Below are 23,843 nucleotides of genomic sequence, written 5' to 3'. Positions count from 1 at the left end.
CCACGGCGCAAACGCGAAAAACCCGCCACCCCCCGCCCGCGCCGACCGCGCCCGGTTGTGGTGTTCCCACCGATCACCTCATCGCCACCGCCGCTCGGTCCGGGCAATCATTATTTCATCCCCGATCGCAAGATTTTCAAAAATCGCTGATCGGCGGGCGGCGCATTGGCACGCAAAAATCGTTACGTTATCGTAATAAAACCGGTTGAGCCACGGGTGAGACCCATCAACCTTTCCCTGATTTCCCCCTCGCAACCTTGCCCCGAACCGCCCGACGTTGCAGATTGCGCCGGATGAAGGAAACCGTCACGATCTGCGAAGTCGGCCCGCGCGATGGGCTTCAGATGGCCGCGTCCATCATGGCCACCCCGGCGAAATGTGCCTGGATCGCCGCTCTCGCCGCGTCCGGTCTGCGCGAGATCGAGGTCGGCAGTTTCGTCCCGGCCCGATTGATCCCCCAGATGGCCGATACCGATGCTGTGGTCCGCTTCGCCCGCGCCATCCCCGGTCTCACCGTGGTCGCTCTCGCGCCCAATCTGCGCGGCGCCGAGGCGGCGGTTGCCGCGGGGGCGCACCGCATCAGCGTGCCGGTTTCGATCAGCGCGGGTCATTCGCGCGCCAATCTCAACCGCACGCCTGACGAACAGGTCGCGGTGGTCGCCGGCATCCTCGCCTGGATGCAGGACAACGCCCCCGGCACCGAGCTGGAAGTCGCCTGTTCCACCGCCTTCGGCTGTTCGATCGATGGCATCATCCCGCAGGCCGAGGTTGTCCGCATCGCCGCCGCCCTGGCCGAGGCCGGCGTGACCCAGATCGGCCTGGCCGACACGGTCGGCTACGCCAACCCGGCCCAGATCAAATCAACCATCCGCGCGGTCCGCGCTGAAATCGGCCCGGCCCTGGTCGGCCTGCACCTGCACGATACTTTGGGCCTCGGCATCGCCAACGCGCTCGCGGGGCTGGAGGCGGGGATTCGCGATTTCGATGCCGCTCTCGCCGGTCTCGGCGGCTGCCCTTTCGCCCCCGGCGCGTCCGGCAACATCGTCACTGAAGACCTCGTGTTCATGCTGGAAAGCATGGGTTTTGACACCGGCATCGATCTCGCTCGCCTGCTCGCGGCGCGCGCCCCGCTCCATGCCGGTCTGCCGGACGAGACGCTGCATGGCCAACTCGCCAAAGCCGGCATCCCCCGGATTTTCCATCCCGCCGCATGAGCGCCACCCCGTTATCCAACCTGCGAGTCGTCGAATTCACCCATATGGTCATGGGGCCGACCACCGGGCTGATCCTTGCCGACCTCGGCGCCGATGTGGTGAAAATCGAACCCGCCCCCGAGGGCGACAACACCCGCCGCCTCACCGGCTCCGGCATCGGCTTCTTCACCATGGCCAGCCGCAACAAGCGCAGCGTCATGCTCGACCTGAAATCTCCCGCCGGTCTTGAGGCCGCCAGACGCCTGATCGCCCGCGCCGACGTGCTGATCGAAAATTTCCGTCCCGGCGCGCTCGACAAACTCGGTCTCGGCTACGATGAATGCGCCGCCGCCAATCCGCGCCTGATCTATTGCTCGCTCAAGGGCTTCCTGCCCGGCCCCTACGAGCACCGCACCGCCCTCGATGAAGTCGTACAAATGATGGGCGGCCTCGCCTACATGACTGGCCCGGTCGGCCAGCCGCTCAGGGCCGGCGCCTCGGTCATCGACATCATGGGCGGCACCTTCGGCGCCGTCGCCATTCTCGCCGCTCTCGCCGAGCGCGCACGCACCGGCACCGGCCAGCGTGTCCAGTCCGGTCTGTTCGAATCGGTCGCGATGCTGATGGCCCAGCACATGGCCCAGGCCGCCATCACCGGCATCGAACCCCGCCCGATGAGCGCGCGCGATGTCGCCTGGCCGGTCTATGACATTTTCGCCACCGCCGATGGCGGTCAGATCTTCATTGGAATCGTGACCGACACGCAATGGCGGGTCTTCTGCACTGAATTCGACCTCACCGCCCTCGCGACCGACCCGTCCCTGACCACCCAGGCCGAACGCCGCGCCGCCCGTCCGCGCACCCTGCCGATCATCGCCGCCACCTTCGCCCGCTTCACCACGGCCGAGCTCGCCGCGACCTGCGAGCGCCTCGGCCTGCCCTTCGCCCCGATCGCCCGCCCGGCGGATCTGTTCGACGATCCCCATCTGCGCCAGTCCGGCGGCCTGCTCGACGTCTCCCTGCCGGATGGCCGCGTGGTCGGCCTGCCCGGATTGCCGATCAGCATGAACGGCACCCGCCCCGGCGTGCGCCGCGACATCCCCAAGCCAGGGGCGGACACGCACGACGTTCTGATCGAACTGGGATACGACGAGGCCGAGATCGCCGCGCTGCGTGATGGTCGCACCGTTCGATTCTGAACCAAGAGAACTCTGAATTCAAAGGATGTAAAACATGGCTAACGTCGCATTCATCGGCCTTGGCGTCATGGGCTTCCCGATGGCGGGTCATCTCGCCACCGCCGGACATCGCGTGACGGTCTATAACCGCACCCCCGCCAAGGCCGCCGCCTGGGTCGCCCGTCATGGCGGCACCGCGGCCGCGACGCCGCGCGACGCCGCTTCAGGCCAGGATGTCGTCTTCTCCTGCGTCGGCAACGACGATGATCTCCGCGCCGTGACGATCGGGCCGGATGGCGCCTTTGCCGGCATGGCGGCGGGCGCCCTGTTCGTCGATCACACCACGGCCTCGGCAAAAGTGGCGCGGGAACTGGCCGCGGCTTCGGAGGGCCGGTTCGGCGTTCTGGACGCGCCGGTCTCCGGCGGCCAGGCGGGCGCCGAAGCCGGCAGGCTGACCGTGATGATCGGCGGTGCCGCCGATGATTTCGAGCGGGCAAAGCCGGTGATCGGCTGTTACGGCGCCGCGATCAGCCATATCGGCGCGGCGGGTGCCGGGCAGTTGGCCAAAATGGTCAATCAGATCTGTATCGCCGGCGTGGTGCAGGGCCTCGCCGAAGGTCTGGCCTTCGCCCAGGCGGCCGGGCTCGACCCCGCGGCGGTGATCGGCGCGATCTCGAAAGGCGCGGCGCAAAGCTGGCAGATGGACAATCGCTGGAAGACCATGGTGGCCGGCTCATTCGATTTCGGTTTCGCCGTCGACTGGATGCGCAAGGATCTCGGCATCTGCCTTGATCAGGCGAAGGAAACCGGTGCGCGGCTACCGGTGACCGCTCTGGTCGATCAATTCTACGCCGATGTTCAGGCGATGGGGGGCCATCGGTGGGACACCTCCTCCCTCATCGCGCGCCTGGGACGCTCAAAATAACTGTGCGTTGATCGCGAGCGCCTTGCGACATCGCGGCGTATCGGCAAGCGCGCCGCCGTTATTTTCACATCTCACCACCTCCCGCATCAGACGATGCGGGTGTTTGTGATAATAGCTGGTCACGCTGTCGGCACAGCCCGCGAGCAGAACCAATGCGGAGACAAGAAGGATGAAACCCATTTGTTTCATATCGCGCTCGCTAACACCTCAGAGGCCAGGGCGGCAACAATCCAATCCACCCGCGCGGTCTTGGCCGATTGCATTTCGTTACCCATTCGCCCGATCCGCGCCATGTTCGGCCATCATAAACTTTCCGTGTGATCAACCACCAACGGAGATTTATCATGATCCTCAGCAACAAACGCCTGGCAGCCATGTTCGCAGCGACATGGATGGCCGGAGCCGCCATGGGCGGCGTCGCGATGGCCGATCAGGGTCATATGATCGCCGCCCGCAACGCGCTGTTTGCCGCGCGTGCGCAGCTTCTCGCGGCGGCGCACAACAAGCATGGCCATCGGCTTGCGGCGCTCCGTGCGGTGGACGCGGCGATCCGGCAGGTGAATATCGGCATTCGAGTCGGAAGATAACTTGTCGCCGCGGCGTCGGGCGCGTATTTCAGCCGCTATGAAACACGCACCCTTCCTGTTCCTGCTCGCCATGGCGGTCCCCGGCCTCGGTTTCGCCGCGACCACCCCTGCCACCAACGCGCCCAAACCGCTCGGCGTATTCAAATCATGGACCGCCGCGACCTATGGAACCGGGCCAGACAAGGCCTGCTACGCCTTCGCCCTCAGCACCCCGCCCAAGGGCAGCAAGGCGACCCCGGCTATGCTGACGGTCACGGAGCGGGCGGCGTTTCGCGATGAAATCTCGCTCAGCCAGGGCATCACCTATACCAAGGATGCGAAAGTGAGCCTTGCGGTCGGTGGCACCAGTTTGAAGTTTTTTACCAAGGATAACATGGCCTACGCGATGAAGGGCGCTGCAACCACCAAGGCGTTCCTGGGCGGATCGACAGTGACGGCGACAGCGAGCGCGCCGAACGCCAAACCGGTGACCGACACGTTCGGGCTGGACGGTTTTTCGGACGCCTACAAGGCGATCCAGAAAGCCTGTCCCGCCAGCGCCACCGCACCGAACAAGAGCTAGATCATGTCCGTCATGCTCGATCTCGACGAGGCCGAGCGCACCCGCATTCTGGCCAAGGCCGCCTTGTTCGCCCCACCGCCGGCCCTGCTGGAGGATGGACGCCGCGACCTCGTCGGCATGTCGCGTGCCGAACTCGCCGAAGCCGTGGCCTCGATCGGTGAGGCCCCGTTCCGCGCCAAGCAATTGTGGCACTGGATCTATCATCAAGGCGTCACCGATTTCGCCGCCATGGCGAATATCGCGAAACCGATGCGCGAAAAACTCGCCCGACATTTCGTGATCGGTCGGCCCGTCGTGGCGGTGGATCAACGCAGCGCCGACGAGACCCGCAAAATGCTGTTCCGCTTTCGCGACAACGAAGCGGTCGAGACGGTCTATATCCCGGATGTCACCGAGGATCGCGGCGCGGTCTGCATTTCCTCGCAGGTCGGCTGCACCCTGTCGTGCCGGTTCTGTCACACCGGAACCCAGCGACTGACCCGCAACCTCTCCGCGGCAGAAATTGTCGGTCAATTCATGGCAATGCGGGATGCCTACGGCGAATGGCCGAGTCCGAAGGGCGATACCCCGCGCCTGCTTTCGACCATCGTTCTGATGGGCATGGGCGAACCGCTGTATAATTACGAGAACGTCGCGACGGCGATGCGGATCATCATGGATGGTGAGGGTATCGGCCTGTCGCGCCGGCGCATTACGCTTTCGACATCCGGTGTCGTGCCGATGATGGATCGCTGCGGCGCCGAACTCGGCGTCAACCTCGCCGTCTCGCTTCACGCCGTGCGCGACGAGGTACGCGACGTGATCGTGCCGCTGAACCGCAAATACAATATCGCTGAACTGATCGCCGCCTGCCGACGCTACCCCGCGGCGTCGAACGCCCGTCGCATCACCTTCGAATATGTGATGCTCAAGGGCATCAATGATTCCGAGGCAGATGCCCATGAGCTGGTGCGCCTGATCGAGGGGATTCCGGCCAAGGTTAATCTGATTCCGTTCAACCCGTGGCCGGGCTCGCGCTATGAAACATCGAGCGGCAATGCCATCCATCGCTTCGCCGCGATCGTGATGAATGCGGGGTATTCCGCTCCGGTACGCACCCCGCGTGGGCGCGACATTCTGGCCGCGTGCGGCCAGTTGAAATCCACGGTCGAAACCGCGGCGTGACGGCACGGCTTCAGCTTTGGCCAGTATTGACCAGGCAGCAGTCAAAACTGCCAAGCGCGGTTCCCGCCTTCGCGGTCGCGGGGAAAAACCCGTTTGGTGCGAAGTGCTTGGCCTGAAAATAGGTCAATACGCCAAGGTAGTGGGGGACACCCTCGAACGATCGATCGGTGCATAATTCGGTTTGTATCGCGGCGATCGATGTCAGGGTTTTTTCCGCCCCCTTGAAGACGTCCCGATCCTGTCCGCGCGCATTCAGCTTCAGAAAGACATGCTTGGCCTTGTAGCGTGATCGCAGCAGCGGCAGGGCTTCATCGAGCGTGCGAATTGGAACAATCAGGCGACTGACGCGCGCGGTCTGCCGCTCCGGGCGCGCCGGTGGCGGCACCGAGGCGTCGGCGCGACGAAAATCCTTCAGGTCGATCACGTTGAGCGGCAGGTCGCCGCCGGCGGCACCCAAGGCGGCCTGCTCAACCGCCCAGAACTCATCGGCCGCGGCGCGCGACTCCAGCGCCTTGAAAAGGCAGGGAATCGGTTCGAACGAGGCGATCACGCCCTTGTAGCCGACGTGATCACGCAGGAAGCCACCAAACTGGCCTTTGTCGGCGCCGATATCGATCACCAGATCAATGTGCAACGCTGCGAATAAAGCCGATAGATGCGCCGCCATTTCGAGCGCGCCTTTCTGGGCGGTTGCGGCGAGTTGGAGGCCAAGACTATCGAACATGGCGCCAAAGGTGGATTTCAGTGTCGATCTCATGGACCGATCATGCCCGCAAATAATGAAGATGACGTAAACAAGCGCGCACGAAGCCATTTTTCCCCAGGATCCGGGTCTGCTCCGGTTTTTTTGAAATAGGAGGGGCTGATGGCCCCGTGACGGCGGCGGGAGACTTGACCAGATCGGCGGTTTTGGCGATACAGCATCGCAACGCCGTTCCACGGGGCCCGTGGCGCGGTCGGTTTCATGTTTTCTATCACCACCTGGCGCAAGTCGGGTTCTTTGGATCGAGGCTTTCGTTATGACCCGTCGCTGCGAAATCACTGGCAAGAGCGTGCTCACCGGCAATAATGTCAGCCATGCGAACAATAAATCGCGTCGCCGCTTCCTGCCGAACCTGCAGGACAGTTCGGTACAATCCGACGCCCTGGGCCATTCGGTTCGGTTGCGGGTGACCCCGCGTGGTCTTTCGACCATCGAACACAAGGGCGGTCTCGATGCATTCCTGCTCACCACGCCGAACCGTAAACTGACCCCTGAGGCTCTCACGCTGAAGCGTCGGGTCGTCAAGGCCGCGGCAAAGCGCGAGGCGAAGTCGGCCTGAGGCCAGTTTTCCTCCGGTATCGCCGGGAATCAACCCGTCCTTCGTGGCGGGTTTATTGTTTTGTAACCATTACCTGACATACCGCGATTGCGGTGCGCTACAAATTTCCGGTAGAGTCCGATTCGGCGAAGGCGATCCCGCCGTAAGCTTGGCTTCTGAACTCTGGAGGAGACCCCGAATGACCTCCCTGGCCTCCCATCATGCCGAATCGGTCGGCAATCCGCTCGATATCGTCGAACAAGTCATCGCTGCCAACGACTGGGCGTTCGACCGCCGCAGCGATAGTGAGATTGCCGCCGAAGCCCCCGGCCGGTGGTGCGATTACGGACTTTATTTTTCCTGGTCGCATGAAATCTCGGTGATGCATTTCTCCTGTGCGTTCGACCTCAAGGCACCGGAGCGCCGGCGCAAGGCGCTCTACGAGTTGCTGGCCCGGGCCAATGAAAAACTCTGGATCGGTCATTTCGGCATGGATCAGGACGATGGCATGCCGATATTCCGCCACTCGGTGCTGCTGCGCGGCGCCTCCGCCGCCTCGGCCGAAAGCGTCGAGGACATGGTCGATATCGCGGTCACCGAGTGTGAACGGTTTTTCCCGGCGTTCCAGTTCGTCCTCTGGGGCGGCAAGAACCCCGATGACGCGTTGGCCGCCGCCATGCTGGAGTGCGTCGGCGAGGCATGACGGATGTTCTGCCGCCGCTGCTGCTGATCGGCGGCGGCAAAATGGGCGGCGCGATGCTCGCGGGCTGGCGCGAGCGTGGTCTGTCCCGTGTCGTCGTCGTCGATCCCGGTGCCGCCGCCGCGACGTTGCAGGGCGCCGGCGTTATGGTGGTGTCCTCGATCGATGCGGTTCCGGACGATTGTATGCCGCTTGCCGTCGTTCTCGCGGTGAAGCCGCAGATTGCGCCGATCGCGGTTCCGCCGGTGGCCCGATTCGCCGAAGCGGCGGTGTTCATATCGATCATGGCGGGCAAGCCGATGGCCTGGTTGTCGCGTCTGCTCGGCCCGAATGCGGCGATCGTGCGGGCAATGCCGAATACGCCGGCGGCGATTCGCCAGGGCATAACGGTGGCTTGCGCGGGGGATGCGGTGTCGCCCGTCCAGCACGATCTGGCGCGGGTCCTGCTTGCGTCGGTCGGCGCCGTTGAATTCGTCACCGATGAGGCGCTGCTCGATCCGGTGACCGCGGTCTCAGGCGGCGGCCCGGCCTATGTGTTCCTGTTGACGGAATTACTGGAGGCGGCGGCGATCGAACAGGGCATTCCAGCCGGTCTGTCGCGCATTCTGGCCCGGCAGACCGTGATCGGCGCGGCTGGGTTGCTCGCGGCCGGCGATGAACCGGCCGCGGCGCTGCGCCGCGCCGTGACCAGCCCGAACGGAACGACCGAACGCGCACTGGCCGTTCTGATGGCGCCCGACGCCTGGTCAAAGGCGATGAGCGAGGCGATCGCCGCCGCCACCGCGCGGTCACGCGAGCTCGGGCGCGACACCGCTTCAGGCTGAAGCGACACGAACCCGGGGCAAGCCACGGCCCTGGCGCAAATGGTACCCTGATACGGGTCGATCGGATCGGCCGCGCGAACCGGCGTCATTCCTGACGCTTGTCGCCACGCACCGCCCGCGTGATCGCCGTGGCCAGCGCCTGCGCGGTGCAGCCATAACCGCGATCGTTCATGTGCAGTCCATCGGTTGCCAGAAACCCGTCGAGCGCCGCGCCGGAACGCTGCCAGTCGCGCATCAACCGGTCGCGCGAGAACAGGCTGGCGTGCTCGGATGCCGCTAGGCGCGCCAGGGCGCGGTTGATCCGCCGATTGTCCGGCGAGGCGACCAGCAATCGCGACCGCTGGTTATCCATCAGGATGACATCGGCCGGCGCCGCGCGCAGCCGCTGCAAGCCACGGCGCACCAGGCGATCGAAATGGCCGATGCCCTCTCGCCGCGCCGCCGCGTTGGCGCCGACCTGCCAGATCACCACGGTCGGTTCCAGCGCCAGCACATCCCGCGCCATGCGCTGGTCTTCCCGTCCGGCGTCCTCGCCGCCGACGCCGCGATTGATCACGCTGATCTCGGCCTCCGGCAGCAGCCTCGCCAGATCATCCTGCAATTCAGCCGGATAGGAATCCGCGATATCATGCGCCATCGCCCCCCAGGTCGACGATGAGCCGAGTGCCGCGATCACGATCGGCTGGCCGGCTTTCAACGCCGCCTTGAGGTGAGGCAAGACCAGATGCTGCACTGGCACCACCGGGCAGGCGGCCGGCTCGGCACGGGCCCGCGGCGGTGCCAGCAGCGATGCCAGCAGAAGCGGAACCAGAACCCTAGATCGTCGCCGGTTTTGCATCTTTCACCTTATACCACGCCCCGATTGCCGCCACGCCCAGCAAGGCCCCCAGACCGATGCCGTTGACCAGCACCTGCATCAACCATCCCCGATCATGATCGAGCGCAACCCGCCCGGCGAACGACAGAAGGATGCTCGCGCAGTAGGTGGTCAGGCCATGTTGCCCGATCAACACGAAAATCGACCCCGCCCGCGTCCCGATGAATGGCGCCCCCGGCGGCACGTAGCGCGACGCCAGCCACGCGAGGGCAAGAATCGAGAGCAGCCGATAGGGGTGCAGACCGGTCTTGTCGATATCATGGATCAGCGGCTTGATCGCCAAGGGCACGTGTCGGGCGAGTTGCGGTTCGATCCAGGTGGTCAGGAGAATCAGAAATCCGGTAACGAGCAACACCGCGGCCCCGATGTCGGTCGCCACATTCGGCAACCGGGGCCGGCCGAATCGCGCGAAGACCATGCCCAGGACGAACAGGAACTGCCAGGTGAGCGGGTTGAAAAACCAGACATGCCCCCCGGCGGTCGGCAGGTTCCAGCCGAATTGCCGGGCCGCGACATAGAGGGTGAAACTCGCCATCAGCAGCACGGCCGGTCGGCGCAGCAGCACCAGCAGGGGCGCCATGCCGCCCATGATCACCACATACAACGGCAATACGTTCAGAAACGACGGCTGATACAGCATGGGCACCGCATCGATCATCGCGACCAGCGGTTCCTTGATCAGCCGGTTCATCCCGACATGCGCGAGATAGGAAGGATCGGCGAACCACGTGGCAAACGCCGCCACCTCGCCGGTAAAGATCACGAATATGAAGATATGCGCGATATAAAGCGTCCAGGTCCGCTTGAGCATGTCCGCGCCGGCCGAAACCGGTCCCGCCCGGTCGAGCTTGCGGCCATAGACCAGCGATGCGGCATAACCCGCGAGAAGAATGAAAATCTCGGTCGCATCGTTCAGCGCCAGATTGCGCACGGTGAAGCGCGCCAAGGTATCGTGGGGGATATGATCGAGAAATATGCAGAACAGAGCGATGCCACGGAAAAAATCGACCCGCAGATCCCGCCCCGCGCGGACCAGCGTCATGCGGCGGAGCGCCGTGCCGACATCGCCAGCGCCAACGTGCCTTCATCCAGGATCTCGATGCTGCCACCCACCGGCACACCCTGCGCCAGGCGCGTCACCATCACCCCGAATCCGGCCAGACGCTCACCCAGATAATGTGCGGTCGATTGACCATCGACCGTTGCCGGCAGCGCCAGGATCACCTCACGCACCGAACCATCGAGCCGTGCCAGCAACCGCCCGACTCCCAATTCCTCCGGCCCGCGCCCGCCGATCGCGGAGAGCAACCCGCCCAGCACATGATACCGGCCGCGATACACCGAAGCCCGCTCCAGCGCCCATTGATCCGCCACCGATTCGACCACGCAGATCATCGGCTCCCGCGCGGCATCGCCACACACCGAACACGGATCGACACTGTCCAGCCCGCCACAGACCGAACACACCACCACACGCTGCGCCGCCGCCGTCAACGCCGCCAGCAACGGCAGCAACCGCGCCTCCCGCTCGCTCAACAAACGCAACACAATCCGCCGCGCACTCCGCGGCCCCAACCCCGGCAATCGCGCCACCTGCGCCACCAGACCCTCGATCTCAGGGCCCATCATGGGAGGGTGCCGCAAAGGCGGGGCGCTGCCCCGGACCCCGGCAAGGGGCGCTGCCCCTTGCATCCCCGCCAAAGACTTAGTCTTTGGAATCCATTGGTTCGGGTGAGGGGCCGGGGGGTATGCGCCGGGCCCCTCACCCGAAAAAACCGGGTTCTAAGGACTAAGTCCTTAGTGAGGGGTGCAGGGGGGCAAAGCCCCCTTGCCGGGGTCCGGGGCAGCGCCCCGGCCTTGCAGACACCCCCCATGACGCCCCTCAGAACGGCAGTTTGAGGCCGGGGGGTAGGGACAGGCCGCCGGTGGCTTTCTGCATTTCATCGGCGGTGATCGCTTCGAGTTTGGTTTTGGCGTCGTGATGGGCGGCGACGATGAGGTCCTGGAGCATTTCGGCGTCGTTGGGGTCGAGCAGTTTGGGGTCGATCCGGGCGGATTTCAGAACGCCTTTGCCGGAAAGGGTGAGTTTGACCAGGCCGGCGCCGGATTCGCCCTGGATTTCGAGGGCTTCGAGGCGGGCCTGCATGTCCTGCATGTTCTGTTGCATGGCCTGGGCTTGTTTCATCAGGCCGGCGAGGTTTTTCATGGGTCGATCTCCAAAGCGTCAGCGATGTCCTGATCTGACATCGGCGGGGCGTCATCGACGGTGTATGAGGGCATTGCCGCGGTGGCTGCAAGGGGTTGGGGGTCTTCGGGTTCGACGCTGGCGATTTTGGCGCCAGGGAAGGTTGCGAAAATCGCCTGGACCAGCGGATCGGCGAGGGCGTCTTCGCGGGCGGATTCCCGCGCGGTCTCACGAGCCTCGACCACGCTGGGGCGGCCGGCTTCCCGCGAGAGGGCGATGGTCCAGCGGCGGCCGGTTTCGGCTTCGAGGAATTTGGCCAGGCGCGATGACAGATCACGCGGGGCAGCGGGCGAGAGGTTGAGTTCGATGACGGGCGGGGCGAATTTCACAACCCGGGCATCGTGGCGGAGCTGGCTGGTGAGCAGCGCGTCGCGGCGCTCCTCGGCGAGGGCGATGACGTCTTCGAAGCGGCTCAACCGCGGGGCCGCGCTGGTGAGGGGAGGGCCGTTGACCATGGCGCGGGGGGCGGGATCGGGAGACTCCCGGCCGAGAGCGGGGCGGCTGGCGGCGGTTTCGGTGGTCAGGCGCCGCACCAGATCGCCCGGCGGCGGCAGGTCAGCAACGAAGCACAGGCGGATCAGGATCATTTCGGCGGCGGCGCGGCGATCGCTCGCCTGCTCGACCTCGGTGATGCCTTTCAGCAGCATTTGCCACAACCGGCCGAGCCAGGGCACCGAGAGGGTGGCGGCGAGCGCCGCGCCCCGCGTTCGTTCAAGCTCCGGCAGGGCATGTCCGGTCGCCAGATCAGGGATGGCCTTCAGCCGCGATAGAATATGGGCGAGACCGAGCAGGTCCTGCATCAGCACCACCGGGTCGGCGCCCTGGGCGTGCGCGCGATCCATCACGCCGAGCGCGTCGGCGACGCGCCCGCGCGCCACCGCCTCCATCAGCTCGAACACGGCGCCGCGATCCGCGAGGCCGAGCATGTCGCCGACCAGGGTTGCGGTGATCGTGGTGCCGTCATCGGCGCGCGCGATCGCCTGATCGAGGAGCGAGAGCCCGTCGCGTACCGAACCATCGGCTGCCCGGGCAATGGCCTCGACGGCGGCGGGGTCGATGGTGATCGCTTCGGCGGCGGCGATCCGGGCGAAATGCGCCGCCAGTATTTCGACCGGAACCCGCCTCAGGTCGAACCGCTGGCAGCGCGACAGCACCGTGATCGGCACTTTGCGGATCTCGGTGGTGGCGAACACGAATTTGACGTGCGGCGGCGGCTCCTCAAGCGTCTTCAGCAGAGCGTTGAACGCATTGCGCGAGAGCATGTGCACTTCGTCGATGATGAAGACCTTGGTCCGTGCGATCATCGGACGGAACCTTGTGGCTTCGATGATCTCGCGCACGTCATCGACGCCGGTGTTCGAGGCGGCATCCATCTCGATGACATCGGGGTGCCGGTCGGCCAGAATCGCCACGCAATTGTCGCATACCCCGCACGGATCGGGGGTTGGGCCGCCAGTGCCATCCGGCCCGGTGCAGTTCAGCGCGCGGGCGAGGATACGGGCCGTGGTGGTTTTACCGACGCCGCGCACCCCGGTGAGCATGAACGCATGCGCAATCCGGCCCATGGCGAAGGCGTTGCGCAGGGTGCGGACCAGGCCGTCCTGCCCGATCAGATCATCGAAGGTGGTCGGGCGATATTTACGGGCGAGAACGCGATAGGCTTGGGCATGCGCCGGCTCAGGCAAGATCGGCGCATCTCCGAACAAGGAGGGACCCGATGGGGGGGATGCCGCGGCGCGGCCAACGAGATCGTCATCATCGTCGAACAACCCGGCCATGCGTCCCCGATGCGGTGAGAGGTGAGGGTGGGAGACCGGGTCCGCGACCCGTGCGGAAACTCGTTGCGGCTGCTGCCTTCCGGCCCTGACCGGGTTGGCGAGGCGCCCGTCCGCGGCCGATCTCCCGGTGCCTGTATCGGATTTTTGCGCGACATTGGCAAGCTTGCCTCGGTGCGGGGGCGATGCCACGATATTTCCATGCCCGACACACCCATGCGCGATGCAAACGCCGCCAGCGCCTTGCTTTACAGTTCCGCCAGCCTCGATCGCGCCGGTCATTATCGCACCGACACGGTCTGGATCGCCGCGGCGCGCGCCGGCGAGGATGCGCTGTTCATCCCCTATTGGCGCGGGCGGATGCTTGTCGCGCTCGAACCGTCGCCGCGAGCCGTTCTGAGTGCACGACCGCGCGACGCCGCCATGCCGGCGGTGTTTCTCGGCCTTGAGTCGGGCAGGCCGGTCTTCGCGATCGACCTCTCGGCCGATGAGGCACCATTGGAGGCACTCATCGGCGCCGCGGGTGAATTCCTTGATCTGCGCGGCCTGACGGCAACCCTGCCGGCCGCCCAGGCCGGTCTGCTCGCCACCGCCAAGGCGCTGCTCTACTGGCAATCCCGTACCCGGTTCTGCAGCGTTTGCGGTGCCGCATGCCGTCCCGAACGCGCCGGGCATACGATGCAGTGCAGCGGCTGCGGCACCGAACATTTTCCCCGCACCGACCCCGCCGTGATCATGCTGGTCACCCGCGGCGACCGCGTCCTGCTCGGGCAGTCCCATAAATTCCCGGTCGAGCGCAATTTTTTTTCGACCCTGGCCGGCTTCGTCGAACCGGGCGAAAGCCTTGAAGACGCGGTGCGACGCGAGACGTTTGAGGAAGTCGGCGTCACCATCGGTGCCGTGACCTATATCGGCAGTCAGCCCTGGCCGTTTCCGGCGTCGCTCATGCTGGGTTACCGGGCCGAGGCGCTCAGCGAAACGATCACCCTCGATACCGAGGAAATGCGCGCGGCGGCGTGGTTTACGCGCGACGATCTGGCGAACCGCAGGCAGGCGGGCTTTAACCTGCCGCCCAAGGATTCCATCGCGCGCCGGCTGATCGAGGATTGGATGGCCGGCGCCACCGAGAGCGATATGCGATTAAGTTGACGCGACAGCGGCAACATAATCGCATGAAATCGCTCGAAAAAACATAGAGCTAGAGCGTTAAGCTGAAAGCATAACGCTCTAGCTCGCGACGACATCATAACGGGCGAAGGGGAAATGATCCGCACCGCCCAAAACCGCGCGACACGCACCGCTTGAGGAGATTGCAACGCTCCCGAAAGCCAACGCCACCATAGTCAACCGGCACCAAAAAGATTACCACGAAACGCGCCGCGATGATGGTGCGTGACCATTGGGCGCACCGGCGTAGAGGCTGCTTCGGTCGATGAAAAGCGAATTGATGAATTTTTCTGGGCGCCTGATCATTTACGCTTTGCTCTGGGTGAGCTTCGGCCTCAGCCATAGCCTGCTCGCGACACCGTCAGGTCGCACGCGATTGGCGCTTTTGGTCGGTTCGGGCGAGCGACTGGCGTATAACGCGATCGCGGCGGTGCATCTTGCGATCGTTCTGGCTATCGGCAGTTGGCTGCTCGCCGCCACCCCCGCCTTCGTCGTGACGCTGCCGCTGCGCGTGGTAATGCTTGGTGCGGCGGTCTCGGGCGGGATCATTCTGAGTGTTGCCGGGCGCTCATACGATCTCGGTCGTTTTCTGGGCACCACGCCCTGGCGTCAGGGCATCACCGAATCGGCGCTGCCGACCGAACCATTGGCGACACGCGGGATGAATTCTGTGGTGCGCCATCCGCTTTATCTGGGTCTGATTTTGTTGATGTTTGGCCTCAGCACAACACCGTTTCGACTTGCGACGTCGATCGCCGCGTTGATTTACATCCTGATCGGCATTTATTTTGAGGAACGCAAGCTACTGATCGTGTATGGTGACGCGTATGAGCGGTATCGGCGCCGTGTGCCGATGCTGATTCCGATGCGCTTTCCCGGTCGGGTACCCTAGGGATGCTGCGCATCTGCGCTGATTGATCCGTTTAGTTTTTCTTAATTGAAAAATATTTTTTTTACCTTTACTTAGTTATCCTATATCTGTCATATTCGTAAAGAGTGATGTGAACAACATCGCGGGGGTAAACCGGCACGAACCAGAAGGTGGTGCCTCACAAGAGGAAACGCGGTGACACAACTTATTACGGTCGTATTACGTCCCGATTGTTTTATCGGGAACCCATGAACCCGATGGCATCCGGATCGGAGTATCTTGGGCTCGGCCTCTACCTCGTTGCGATCGTAGCGATGGTGTCCGTCATGGTTGGAGGCTCGTACGTTCTCGGTCCGCGCAAGCGAGGGCCGGCAGATCCCAATCCATTTGAATCCGGCATCATGCCGATTCATGACACTCAGATCCGGTTTCCGAGCCAGTTCTACCTCGTTGCGATGTTCTTCGTGGTGTTCGATCTCGAAATGGTGTTCGTTTTCGCGTGGGCTGTCTCCGCCCGTGCGGTTGGCTGGGTCGGCTATGGGGCGATCGTCACGTTTCTTGGCTTGCTGCTGGTGGCTCTGGCTTATCTCTGGAGATCTGGTGCTCTGGAATGGGGGCCAAAGCTGCGTCATCGTCCACGGGTATCAATGAAGGGGCCGATCGCATGAAACAAACCGCACCGAATCCCGCGGGCGACAATCAGAAATTCATGCTTGGCAAGCTTGAGGATTTGGTCTCCTGGGGTCAAAAAAATTCGCTCTGGCCGTTTAACTTCGGACTTTCGTGCTGTTATGTGGAAATGGCAACCTCATTTACCTCGAAGTTTGACATTGCCCGCTATGGCGCGGAAGTCTTGCGTGCGACACCACGTCAGGCCGACGTGATTGTGATCGCAGGGACCGTATTTCTGAAAATGGCACCGGTCGTGAAGTATCTTTATGAACAGATGCTTGAACCCCGCTGGGTCATTTCCATGGGGTCCTGCGCGAACTCTGGCGGGATGTACGATGTTTACAGTGTCGTGCAGGGTGTCGACAGTATCCTGCCGGTCGATGTCTATGTGCCAGGTTGTCCGCCGCGGCCTGAAGCCCTGTTCGAAGGGCTGATGTTACTGCAGAACTCGATCGGCGCGACCAAGCGGCCATTGAGTTGGATGATCGGTGAAACCGGACCGGTGCCTTATGTCAAACCGAGTCAGCGTGACCTGAAAAACGACGCACGCATGGCGATGCGCACCTCGCCGCTTCCGGATCATGTCTGATGGAGGGGGCCGCAACCATGCCCGATGATCTGGCGCGTTCCGATGCCCGGGCCAATGAAACTGCACCACGGCGGCTACCTGCGCTGCCGCCCTCGCCGCAGACCATGACCGATGGAATCGAAACGCTCTGGTGCGACGTCGATGATCTGATCGCAATGATGCAGGGGCTGAAAACCGATCCCGCGCAGAATTACCGTCTGCTCCTCGACATCACCGCGATCGACGAACGTAACCGCACCCATCGGCCCCATCCCGATTGCGCCGATGTCACCCTGCTCTATCACGTCCTCCGTCATGAAGACGGCCGCGAGCTTCGCGTGAAAGTGCCGCTCACCATCGATGCGCTGGTCGCTCCGACGCTGTGCTCGATCTATCCCAATGCCAACTGGTACGAGCGCGAAGTGTGGGACATGTTCGGCGTTCGCTTTGCTGGTCATCCCGATCTGCGCCGCATGTTGATGCCGGAAAGCTGGCCGGGGCACCCGCTGCGCAAGGATCACTATTGCCGCGCCACTGAGCAGGGGCCGTTCGTGATGCCGGCCTCCACTGAAATGGCCGAGCAGATCGCGTTGCGCGACGTTCCCGCCCTCGCGGGAATGATCGACTCAGCCGATACCGATCCTGAAACCATGATCGTCAACTTGGGACCTAATCATCCCAGCCTGCACGGCGTGTTGCGTCTGGTGGTCAAGTTACACGGCGAAGAAATCCTCGACGTCGTGCCCGAAATTGGATTTCATCATCGGGGTGCCGAGAAAATCGGCGAGCGGCAGTCCTGGCACAGTTTCATTCCCTATACCGACCGGATCGATTACGTCGCTGGCGTCATGAATAATTTCCCCTACGTCATGGGGGTCGAACAACTCGCCGGCATCACCGTGCCGCCGCGCGCTCAGATGATCCGAATCCTGCTCGCCGAGATTTTCCGCATTATCAGCCATCTCGTGTTCTTCGGCACCATGGTGCAGGATGTCGGTCAATTATCACCTGTTTTCTATGTGTTTACCGACCGCGAACGAGCGCTCGAATTGATCGAGGCGATCTGCGGCTTTCGGATGCACCCGTCGTTTTTCCGGATCGGCGGCGTTGCGGCGGATCTGCCGCAGGGATGGGATGGCAAGGTACGTGAGTTTCTGGCCTATTTGCCCAAGCGCCTCGATGAATATGATTCGATGGTTATGCGCAATAAAATCTTTCAGATTCGCACGATCGGGGTCGGTGAATACACTGCGCAAGAGGCGCTCGACTGGGGGGTTACTGGTCCGGGTCTGCGTGCAACCGGAATCGATTTTGACTATCGAAAATCTCATCCGTATTCCGGCTATGACCAGCTCGAGTTCGATGTACCGATTGCGCATCGCAGCGATTGCTTCAACCGTGTGCAACTCCGCCTCGATGAAATGCGTCAAAGTCTGCGAATCATCAAGCAATGTCTTGAACAGATGCCACCGGGCCCGGTCAAGGCGATGCATCCGCTCGCCATGCCGATGCCGCGGGAGGCTGTGCTGCGCGACATCGATTCGCTGATCCCCCATTTCCTCAACTCTACCTGGGGTGCCGTCATTCCTCCTGGTGAGGTTTCCTGCACGATTGAGGCAACGAAGGGGCTGAATACCTACCATCTCGTGAGTGATGGTCAGACCACGCCCTATCGTGTGCGAATCCGCACGCCGTCATTTGCCCATCTGCAAACGATCCCGTTGATCAGTCGCGGTGCTTATCTGGCTGATCTGATTGCTATTATTGGAAGTATTGATTTTGTGATGGCCGATGTCGATCGTTGAACGTCAATCACCACTCGACGGCGTCGAACGCGCCGCGATCGAGGAGCTGATCAGCCACTACCCGACCGCGCGCGCCGCCGCGATCGATGCGCTTAAATACGTGCAACAGCGCCGTCGCTACGTCTCCGATGGCACGTTGCACGAGGTCGCTCATCTGCTGGGCATGTCGGCCGCTGAACTTGATGAGGTCGCGACTTTCTATAATCTGATCTATCGAAAGCCGGTTGGTGAGAACGTAATATTGCTGTGCGACAGTATAAGCTGCTGGGTTGCCGGGCGTGACAAGTTGGCGCAACACATTGAGAAGACCATCGGCATCAAGCCTGGCGAAACGTCGGCCGATGACCGGTTCACGCTGCTGCCGATCGTTTGCCTCGGCCATTGCGATCACGCGCCGGCGATGATGGTGGGCGATGTTCTGCACGGTGACGTTGACGTCGCCAAACTCGACGAAATCCTCGAGGGACCGAAGGACCTGGCGCCATGAGTCCCATTCCGACCCGTCCTCTTACGCGCAACATCGCACGCGGCAGGGCGCCACTGACGATCGGTGAGTATGAGCGCGCCGAAGGTTATGTCGCCGTGCGCGACACGCTGGGAAATCTCGACCCGGCCGCTGTTGTCCAGATGGTTGCTGACTCGGGCCTCGGCGGTTGCGGCGGTGGTGGCTTTCCGACCGGGCGGAAGTGGCAGTTGATGCCGGGCGTGGCGCAGCGGCCGGGGCCGCGCTACCTGGTGGTCAACGCCGATGAGATGGAGCCCGGCACCTTCAAGGATCGTCTCCTGCTCGAAGGCGATCCGCATCAGATGATCGAAGGCATCATTCTGAGCGCCTACGCGGTTCAGGCCAATGCGGCCTATATTTTTGTTCGAGGCGAATACGTAACGGCGATCGAACGGCTGAACGTCGCGATTGCCGAGGCTGAAGCCGCCGGTCTGTTAGGCCAGAATATTCTTGGGTCCGGCTATGATCTCTCGATCCAGGTCCATGGCGGGGCCGGGCGCTACATCTGTGGCGAGGAAACCGCACTGCTGAATTCGCTCGAAGGGCGTCGTGCCATTCCGCGATCCAAACCGCCGTTTCCGCAGGTCAACGGCCTGTGGGGGCACCCGACGATCGTGAATAATGTCGAGACGATCTGCAATGTGCCTCACATCGTGCGTTACGGCGCTGCCTGGTACCGCGACCTCGGGGTCAATGGCGCTGTCGGCACCAAGATCTATGGCGTGAGCGGCAAGGTCAATCGCCCGGGTGCGTTTGAACTGCCGATGGGGACCACGATGCGCACGATGATCGAGGATTGCGCCGGCGGCATGAAGCCGGGCTATCATCTGCGTGCGGTTCTACCCGGCGGGGCCTCCACGGCGTTCTTGCTCGAAGATCAGATGGACGTGCCAATGACCTTTGCCGACATGGCGAAACGCGGCACGAGATTGGGCACCGGCACGGCCATCGTGCTCGACGACCGTACCTGCCCGGTCGGATTCATTGCAAACCTACAACAATTTTTCGCACGCGAATCATGTGGTTGGTGCGCGCCGTGCCGTGATGGTCTGCCCTGGGTTGAACGCACGCTGAAATCGATCGAGGCGGGTAAGGGGGTCGAGAGCGATCTGGATGTTCTGCTGGAAATGACTGAAAATCTGGGGCCGGGTCGTACGTTCTGTGCCCTGGCACCGGGCGCGATGGCCTCGCTGCAAAGCGGCCTCGCGTATTTCGCCGACGATTTCAAACAGCATATCGACACCAAGGCTTGCCCATGGACCTGAACCATCTCGACATCACGGTCGATCACATCACGATCACCGCTCGCCCCGGTCAGAACGTGCTGGAGGCCTGTCTGTCGGCCCAGCGCGATATTCCCTATTTCTGTTGGCATCCCGCGCTCGGCTCGGTGGGGTCGTGCCGTCAATGTGCGGTTAAAGTATTCAACGGACCGGATGATCAGACCGGACAGATCGTGATGGCCTGCATGACGCCGGTGACGCCCGGCATGCGCCTCTCGATCGCTGACCCTGACGCGACGCAGTTTCGTGACCGGGTGATCGAATTCGTTCTGACCAATCATCCGCATGATTGTCCGGTCTGCGAAGTTGGTGGCGAATGTCATCTGCAAGACATGACCGCGATGGTGAAACATTCGCAGCGGCGTTACCGGTTTACCAAACGCACCCATCTCAACCAGGATCTCGGCCCGTTTATTCGCCACGAAATGAACCGCTGCATTGGTTGTTATCGCTGCACGCGATTCTATCGTGATTATGCCGGTGGCCATGATTTCGGTGTGTTCGGTGCCAATCGCAATATTTATTTCGGTCGTGCCGAGCCCGGCGTGCTTGAAAGCGAATTTGCCGGCAATCTCGTCGAGGTCTGTCCGACCGGGGTATTCGTCGATAAGCCATTTTCGGCCCGGTTCCGCCGCAAATGGGACATGCGGGCAACCCCCTCGGTTTGTCCGCATTGCGCGGTTGGCTGCAACATCACGGTGCAGGAGCGCGAGGGCGAATTCAGGCGTGTGACCAATCGCTACAACGAAACGCTCAACGGCTATTTCTTGTGCGATCGTGGCCGCTTCGGCACCGGGTTTCTGGAAACCGCCGCGCGTCTGCGCGATGCGCGGCGCCGAGGCGCCGATGATGTGACGTCAGCGATCGACCTGCCTGTGGCAAGGGCCGATCTGGCCTCGCTGCTCAAACAAGGCGGCGTTATCGGCATCGGATCGCCACGCGCTTCGATCGAGGCTAATTTCGCGTTGCGCGCGGTGGTTGGCGTCAGTCATTTCTATGCGGGTATCAACGATCACGACGCTGAAATACTCGATCGCGCGGTCGGGCTGATGCGTGATCACGCCATGCCGATCGCAACCCTGGCCGATGCTGAACATGCCGATGCGGCTTTGATCCTTGGTGACGATCCTTCGGGCATCGCGCCGCGGTTGGCCTTGTCGCTGCGCCAGATCACCCAGCATGCCAACACCGCGACGCTCGACGCCCGGCAGATCCCGGACTGGAATGATACGCCGGCGCGTATTGCGGCGGAGGGCCATCGCAATCCGGTGATCATCACAACACCGATGCCAACACGCCTCGACGATTGCGCCGCGATGGCGTTGCGGCTGTCCCCTCGGTCGGTCGTTGCCCTGGGGTTTGCCGTTGCGCATCATCTCGACGACGCGGCACCGAGCTCTGCCAGCGATCCGGATATCGCCGCCCAAATCGCCACCATACTCGGCCGGGCGAAGTCACCCGTGATCGTGGTCGGCGGTGAGGCTTGTGGCAGTGATCTGCTGCTGGCCGCTGCGAATATTGTGATCGCCCTGCGTCGCGCCGGATCTGCGGCGCGACTGTCAATTCTGCTGCCGGAGGTGAACAGCCTCGGTCTCGGTCTTCTGGCCGCGAAGCCGCTCTCGGCGGCGCTGGCCGCGATCGCGGAGGGTGCGGCGAATCGTGTGATCGTGCTGGAAAACGATTTGTTCCGCCGCGCCGAGCCGGAGGTGCTTGAGCGCAAATTTTCCTCCGTCGCCGCGCTTTGCGTGCTCGACCATATCGAAACGCCAACGACCGCGACCGCCGATCTTGCCATCGGCGTTGGCAGTTTCGCCGATAGCGATGTCACCTACGTCAACCTCGAAGGTCGTGCGCAGCGTGGCTTCAAGGCGATATTCAGCCCCGACGCGCCGCCACAATCGTGGCAGTTGCTGCGCGATGCCGGCATTGATGCCGGGCGGCTGGCGCCGGGTACCTGGCACAATCATACCGCGATGATCGGCGCCATAACGACGGCAATTCCGAGCCTTGCGGGTTGTGCGATCGTCTGGCCGGAAGCGCCCTATGGCGACATGCAACGACCGGCCACACTGCCGCATCGCTATAGCGGCCGCACGGCGGTCAATGCCGGTGTGAATGTTCGTGAACCCAAGCCGTTCGCGCATCCTGATTCACCGCTCGGAACAACCATGGAAGGGCCGATCCTGCGACCGGATTCGGCACTGGTGCCCTATTTCTGGTCACCTGGCTGGAATTCCGCCCAGGCTATCAACAAGTTCCAAACCACCATCGGTGGTGGTTTGATGTCTGATAGCGGTGGGATCATCCTGTTCACCGGCAGTGCGAGCCGGACCAGCTATTTCGTCGTGCCGCCCGCTCAGCCACAGCGGGATGGTCTCATGTTCCTGCCGGTTACCGAGGCATTTGGTTCGGAAGAACTCAGCGCGCTCGCACCGGCGATCGCCGCGCGCATGACTTCACCAATGGTGAGGATCAACCCAAGTGACGCCGCGTTATTTAATCTGACTGCAGGTTGTCATGCGGATTGTACCATCGGGACCACCACGGTCGATCGCGTCGTCGTGATCGATCCCACTTTGCCCTGCGGAATCCTTGGCGTGGCCACCGGCTTTCCCGGCGAGCCGGCACTCCTGCTGCCTGGCATTGGAACTATCCTTGCTGCGGCGCGGGAGATGTCATGATTACTGTCCTGATCGAACTCGCCGAAGCGGCCGGCATTTTGCTCGGCGTCACGCTGCTCGCCGCGGGCCTCACTTTCGCCGAGAGACGCCTCCTTGGTTTCTGGCAGGATAGGCTCGGCCCTAACCGTGTTGGCTGGCAGGGCACGCTGCAAATCGTTGCCGACATGGTCAAAATTTTCTTCAAACAGGATTGGACGCCGCCGTTCGCCGATCCGGTCATTTTCGTCGCGGCACCGATCATTGTGCTCGTCACTGTCGTGCTGGGTTTCGCGGTGGTGCCGATTACGCCACTGGTCGGCATCATCCCTGACATGAACATCGGCCTGTTATTTTTTCTCGGCATGACATCGCTGTCGGTCTATGGCGTTATTTTGGCGGGATGGTCATCGAACAGTAAATTCGCCCTGCTGGGGGGCATGCGCGCCGCCGCGCAAATGGTCAGCTACGAAGTTTTCATGGGCCTTGCCGTCATCGGCGTTGTGATGCTGACCGGCTCGTTCAACCTCGGCAAGATCGTTGACGCACAAACCCATCTCTGGTTCGTCATTCCACAGTTTTTCGGTTTCCTGCCGTTCCTGATCGCCGGCATCGCCGAAGCCCATCGCCTGCCGTTCGATCTGCCGGAAGGCGAGAATGAATTGGGTGCAGGGTTCCACACCGAATATTCCAGCATGAAATTCGGCATGTTCTTTGTCGGTGAGTACGCGAGCATCGTGCTGATCTCCTCGATCACCGTGGTGCTCTATTTCGGTGGATGGCACGGGCCGTTTCTGCCGCCAGCGCTGTGGTTCGCGCTGAAGATCGGATTTTTTATCGCTTTCTTCATCCTGCTCCGCGCCGCCTTGCCGCGTCCGCGCTACGATCAATTAATGTCCTATGGCTGGAAGCTGATGCTGCCTCTCTCGATTGCGAATCTCGCGATCACCGGCGCGCTCATGCTCGCCGGCATCGGCTGAAAGG

Annotated in this window: 26 protein-coding genes and 1 other RNA gene; 19 read left to right on the top strand and 8 right to left on the bottom strand. The window is 62.7% G+C overall.

Translation table 11 applies throughout. The features are described from left to right. The 4 genes from ACP5E6_RS05515 to ACP5E6_RS05500 all read left to right on the top strand — a co-directional run. Positions 1-209, top strand: a 209-nt coding sequence (locus ACP5E6_RS05515; protein ID WP_427952627.1) for a hypothetical protein, incomplete at its 5' end; no start/stop codon positions are given. Between the two features lie 84 nt (positions 210-293). Beyond that, positions 294-1,214 carry a hydroxymethylglutaryl-CoA lyase gene (locus tag ACP5E6_RS05510; RefSeq protein WP_427952625.1) on the top strand — a complete coding sequence of 307 codons (921 nt, stop codon included), beginning with the start codon at positions 294-296 and terminating at the stop codon, positions 1,212-1,214. Further along, complete coding sequence (locus ACP5E6_RS05505; protein ID WP_427952623.1) at positions 1,211-2,392, top strand: CaiB/BaiF CoA transferase family protein; 1,182 nt, start codon at positions 1,211-1,213, stop codon at positions 2,390-2,392. The genes ACP5E6_RS05510 and ACP5E6_RS05505 overlap by 4 nt, the downstream gene beginning before the upstream one ends. A gap of 34 nt (positions 2,393-2,426) precedes the next feature. Beyond that, positions 2,427-3,296 carry an NAD(P)-dependent oxidoreductase gene (locus ACP5E6_RS05500; RefSeq protein ID WP_427952621.1) on the top strand — a complete coding sequence of 290 codons (870 nt, stop codon included), beginning with the start codon at positions 2,427-2,429 and terminating at the stop codon, positions 3,294-3,296. Here ACP5E6_RS05500 and ACP5E6_RS05495 read toward each other — a convergent pair. Beyond that, positions 3,288-3,485: an EexN family lipoprotein gene (locus tag ACP5E6_RS05495; protein ID WP_427952619.1), complete on the bottom strand. Its 198-nt coding sequence runs from the start codon at positions 3,483-3,485 to the stop codon at positions 3,288-3,290. The two genes, ACP5E6_RS05500 and ACP5E6_RS05495, sit on opposite strands and share 9 nt — an antisense overlap. Before the next feature lie 155 nt (positions 3,486-3,640). Between ACP5E6_RS05495 and ACP5E6_RS05490 the strand changes: the two genes are divergently transcribed. Genes ACP5E6_RS05490 through rlmN form a run of 3 tightly spaced genes read left to right on the top strand, consistent with a single transcriptional unit; the run spans position 3,641 to position 5,609 of the window. Further along, positions 3,641-3,883: a hypothetical protein gene (locus ACP5E6_RS05490; RefSeq protein WP_427952617.1), complete on the top strand. Its 243-nt coding sequence runs from the start codon at positions 3,641-3,643 to the stop codon at positions 3,881-3,883. A gap of 37 nt (positions 3,884-3,920) precedes the next feature. Continuing rightward, complete coding sequence (locus ACP5E6_RS05485; RefSeq protein ID WP_427952615.1) at positions 3,921-4,445, top strand: invasion associated locus B family protein; 525 nt, start codon at positions 3,921-3,923, stop codon at positions 4,443-4,445. Between the two features lie 3 nt (positions 4,446-4,448). Next, a complete protein-coding gene (gene rlmN, locus ACP5E6_RS05480) occupies positions 4,449-5,609 on the top strand; it encodes a 23S rRNA (adenine(2503)-C(2))-methyltransferase RlmN (RefSeq protein WP_427952613.1) in 1,161 nt (386 codons plus the stop codon). Between the two features lie 10 nt (positions 5,610-5,619). Here the strand turns inward: rlmN and ACP5E6_RS05475 are convergent, their stop codons facing one another. Continuing rightward, positions 5,620-6,366 carry an FkbM family methyltransferase gene (locus tag ACP5E6_RS05475; RefSeq protein WP_427952611.1) on the bottom strand — a complete coding sequence of 249 codons (747 nt, stop codon included), beginning with the start codon at positions 6,364-6,366 and terminating at the stop codon, positions 5,620-5,622. Positions 6,367-6,628: 262 nt separating this feature from the next. Between ACP5E6_RS05475 and rpmB the strand changes: the two genes are divergently transcribed. The 3 genes from rpmB to proC all read left to right on the top strand — a co-directional run bounded on the left by rpmB (position 6,629) and on the right by proC (position 8,434). Further along, positions 6,629-6,931 (top strand): 50S ribosomal protein L28, encoded by a 303-nt coding sequence (gene rpmB, locus ACP5E6_RS05470; protein WP_427952609.1) that lies wholly within the window; start codon positions 6,629-6,631, stop codon positions 6,929-6,931. 178 nt (positions 6,932-7,109) lie between these two features. Next, positions 7,110-7,613 carry a YbjN domain-containing protein gene (locus ACP5E6_RS05465; RefSeq protein WP_427952607.1) on the top strand — a complete coding sequence of 168 codons (504 nt, stop codon included), beginning with the start codon at positions 7,110-7,112 and terminating at the stop codon, positions 7,611-7,613. Next, positions 7,610-8,434 carry a pyrroline-5-carboxylate reductase gene (proC, locus tag ACP5E6_RS05460; protein ID WP_427952605.1) on the top strand — a complete coding sequence of 275 codons (825 nt, stop codon included), beginning with the start codon at positions 7,610-7,612 and terminating at the stop codon, positions 8,432-8,434. Before ACP5E6_RS05465 ends, proC begins: the two co-directional genes overlap by 4 nt. A gap of 85 nt (positions 8,435-8,519) precedes the next feature. On the opposite strand, the gene ACP5E6_RS05455 is transcribed toward proC, so the two are convergent. The 6 genes from ACP5E6_RS05455 to ffs all read right to left on the bottom strand — a co-directional run bounded on the left by ACP5E6_RS05455 (position 8,520) and on the right by ffs (position 13,459). Then, complete coding sequence (locus ACP5E6_RS05455; RefSeq protein WP_427952603.1) at positions 8,520-9,272, bottom strand: SGNH/GDSL hydrolase family protein; 753 nt, start codon at positions 9,270-9,272, stop codon at positions 8,520-8,522. Next, on the bottom strand, positions 9,250-10,353 hold the full coding sequence (locus ACP5E6_RS05450; protein WP_427952601.1) for an OpgC domain-containing protein: 1,104 nt from the start codon (positions 10,351-10,353) through the stop codon (positions 9,250-9,252). Before ACP5E6_RS05450 ends, ACP5E6_RS05455 begins: the two co-directional genes overlap by 23 nt. After that, positions 10,350-10,940 (bottom strand): recombination mediator RecR, encoded by a 591-nt coding sequence (gene recR, locus ACP5E6_RS05445; RefSeq protein ID WP_427952599.1) that lies wholly within the window; start codon positions 10,938-10,940, stop codon positions 10,350-10,352. The genes ACP5E6_RS05450 and recR overlap by 4 nt, the downstream gene beginning before the upstream one ends. A 253-nt stretch (positions 10,941-11,193) precedes the next feature. Beyond that, on the bottom strand, positions 11,194-11,517 hold the full coding sequence (locus tag ACP5E6_RS05440; RefSeq protein WP_427952597.1) for a YbaB/EbfC family nucleoid-associated protein: 324 nt from the start codon (positions 11,515-11,517) through the stop codon (positions 11,194-11,196). Continuing rightward, entirely contained in the window at positions 11,514-13,334 is a 1,821-nt protein-coding gene (locus ACP5E6_RS05435) for a DNA polymerase III subunit gamma/tau (protein ID WP_427952595.1), read from the bottom strand. Before ACP5E6_RS05435 ends, ACP5E6_RS05440 begins: the two co-directional genes overlap by 4 nt. Before the next feature lie 27 nt (positions 13,335-13,361). After that, positions 13,362-13,459: signal recognition particle sRNA small type (gene ffs, locus ACP5E6_RS05430), an RNA gene on the bottom strand. 73 nt (positions 13,460-13,532) lie between these two features. Here ffs and nudC point away from each other — a divergent pair. The 9 genes from nudC to nuoH all read left to right on the top strand — a co-directional run bounded on the left by nudC (position 13,533) and on the right by nuoH (position 23,839). Further along, complete coding sequence (gene nudC / locus ACP5E6_RS05425; RefSeq protein WP_427952593.1) at positions 13,533-14,480, top strand: NAD(+) diphosphatase; 948 nt, start codon at positions 13,533-13,535, stop codon at positions 14,478-14,480. Between the two features lie 298 nt (positions 14,481-14,778). Then, the gene (locus ACP5E6_RS05420) at positions 14,779-15,390 is read left to right on the top strand and encodes a methyltransferase family protein (RefSeq protein ID WP_427952591.1); all 612 of its coding nucleotides are present in this window, start codon (positions 14,779-14,781) and stop codon (positions 15,388-15,390) included. 227 nt (positions 15,391-15,617) lie between these two features. After that, positions 15,618-16,037 (top strand): NADH-quinone oxidoreductase subunit A, encoded by a 420-nt coding sequence (locus tag ACP5E6_RS05415; protein WP_427952589.1) that lies wholly within the window; start codon positions 15,618-15,620, stop codon positions 16,035-16,037. Then, positions 16,034-16,630, top strand: coding sequence for an NADH-quinone oxidoreductase subunit B (locus ACP5E6_RS05410; protein ID WP_427952587.1), 597 nt, complete (start codon positions 16,034-16,036; stop codon positions 16,628-16,630). The genes ACP5E6_RS05415 and ACP5E6_RS05410 overlap by 4 nt, the downstream gene beginning before the upstream one ends. After that, positions 16,630-18,414, top strand: a complete 1,785-nt coding sequence (gene nuoC, locus ACP5E6_RS05405) for an NADH-quinone oxidoreductase subunit C/D (protein ID WP_427952585.1) — start codon at positions 16,630-16,632, stop codon at positions 18,412-18,414. Before ACP5E6_RS05410 ends, nuoC begins: the two co-directional genes overlap by 1 nt. After that, the gene (gene nuoE / locus ACP5E6_RS05400) at positions 18,401-18,901 is read left to right on the top strand and encodes an NADH-quinone oxidoreductase subunit NuoE (protein ID WP_427952583.1); all 501 of its coding nucleotides are present in this window, start codon (positions 18,401-18,403) and stop codon (positions 18,899-18,901) included. Before nuoC ends, nuoE begins: the two co-directional genes overlap by 14 nt. Next, on the top strand, positions 18,898-20,184 hold the full coding sequence (gene nuoF / locus ACP5E6_RS05395; protein WP_427952581.1) for an NADH-quinone oxidoreductase subunit NuoF: 1,287 nt from the start codon (positions 18,898-18,900) through the stop codon (positions 20,182-20,184). The genes nuoE and nuoF overlap by 4 nt, the downstream gene beginning before the upstream one ends. Continuing rightward, positions 20,175-22,883, top strand: coding sequence for an NADH-quinone oxidoreductase subunit NuoG (gene nuoG, locus ACP5E6_RS05390; RefSeq protein WP_427952579.1), 2,709 nt, complete (start codon positions 20,175-20,177; stop codon positions 22,881-22,883). The genes nuoF and nuoG overlap by 10 nt, the downstream gene beginning before the upstream one ends. Then, entirely contained in the window at positions 22,880-23,839 is a 960-nt protein-coding gene (gene nuoH / locus ACP5E6_RS05385; RefSeq protein ID WP_427952577.1) for an NADH-quinone oxidoreductase subunit NuoH, read from the top strand. The genes nuoG and nuoH overlap by 4 nt, the downstream gene beginning before the upstream one ends. Positions 23,840-23,843: the final 4 nt, after the last annotated feature.

The sequence above is a fragment of the Acidiphilium sp. genome (genome assembly GCF_049977125.1).
Classification (GTDB): Bacteria; Pseudomonadota; Alphaproteobacteria; order Acetobacterales; family Acetobacteraceae; genus Acidiphilium.
Note: the sequence above shows the minus strand (reverse complement) of the source record. Positions and strands in the feature narration are given on the sequence as shown.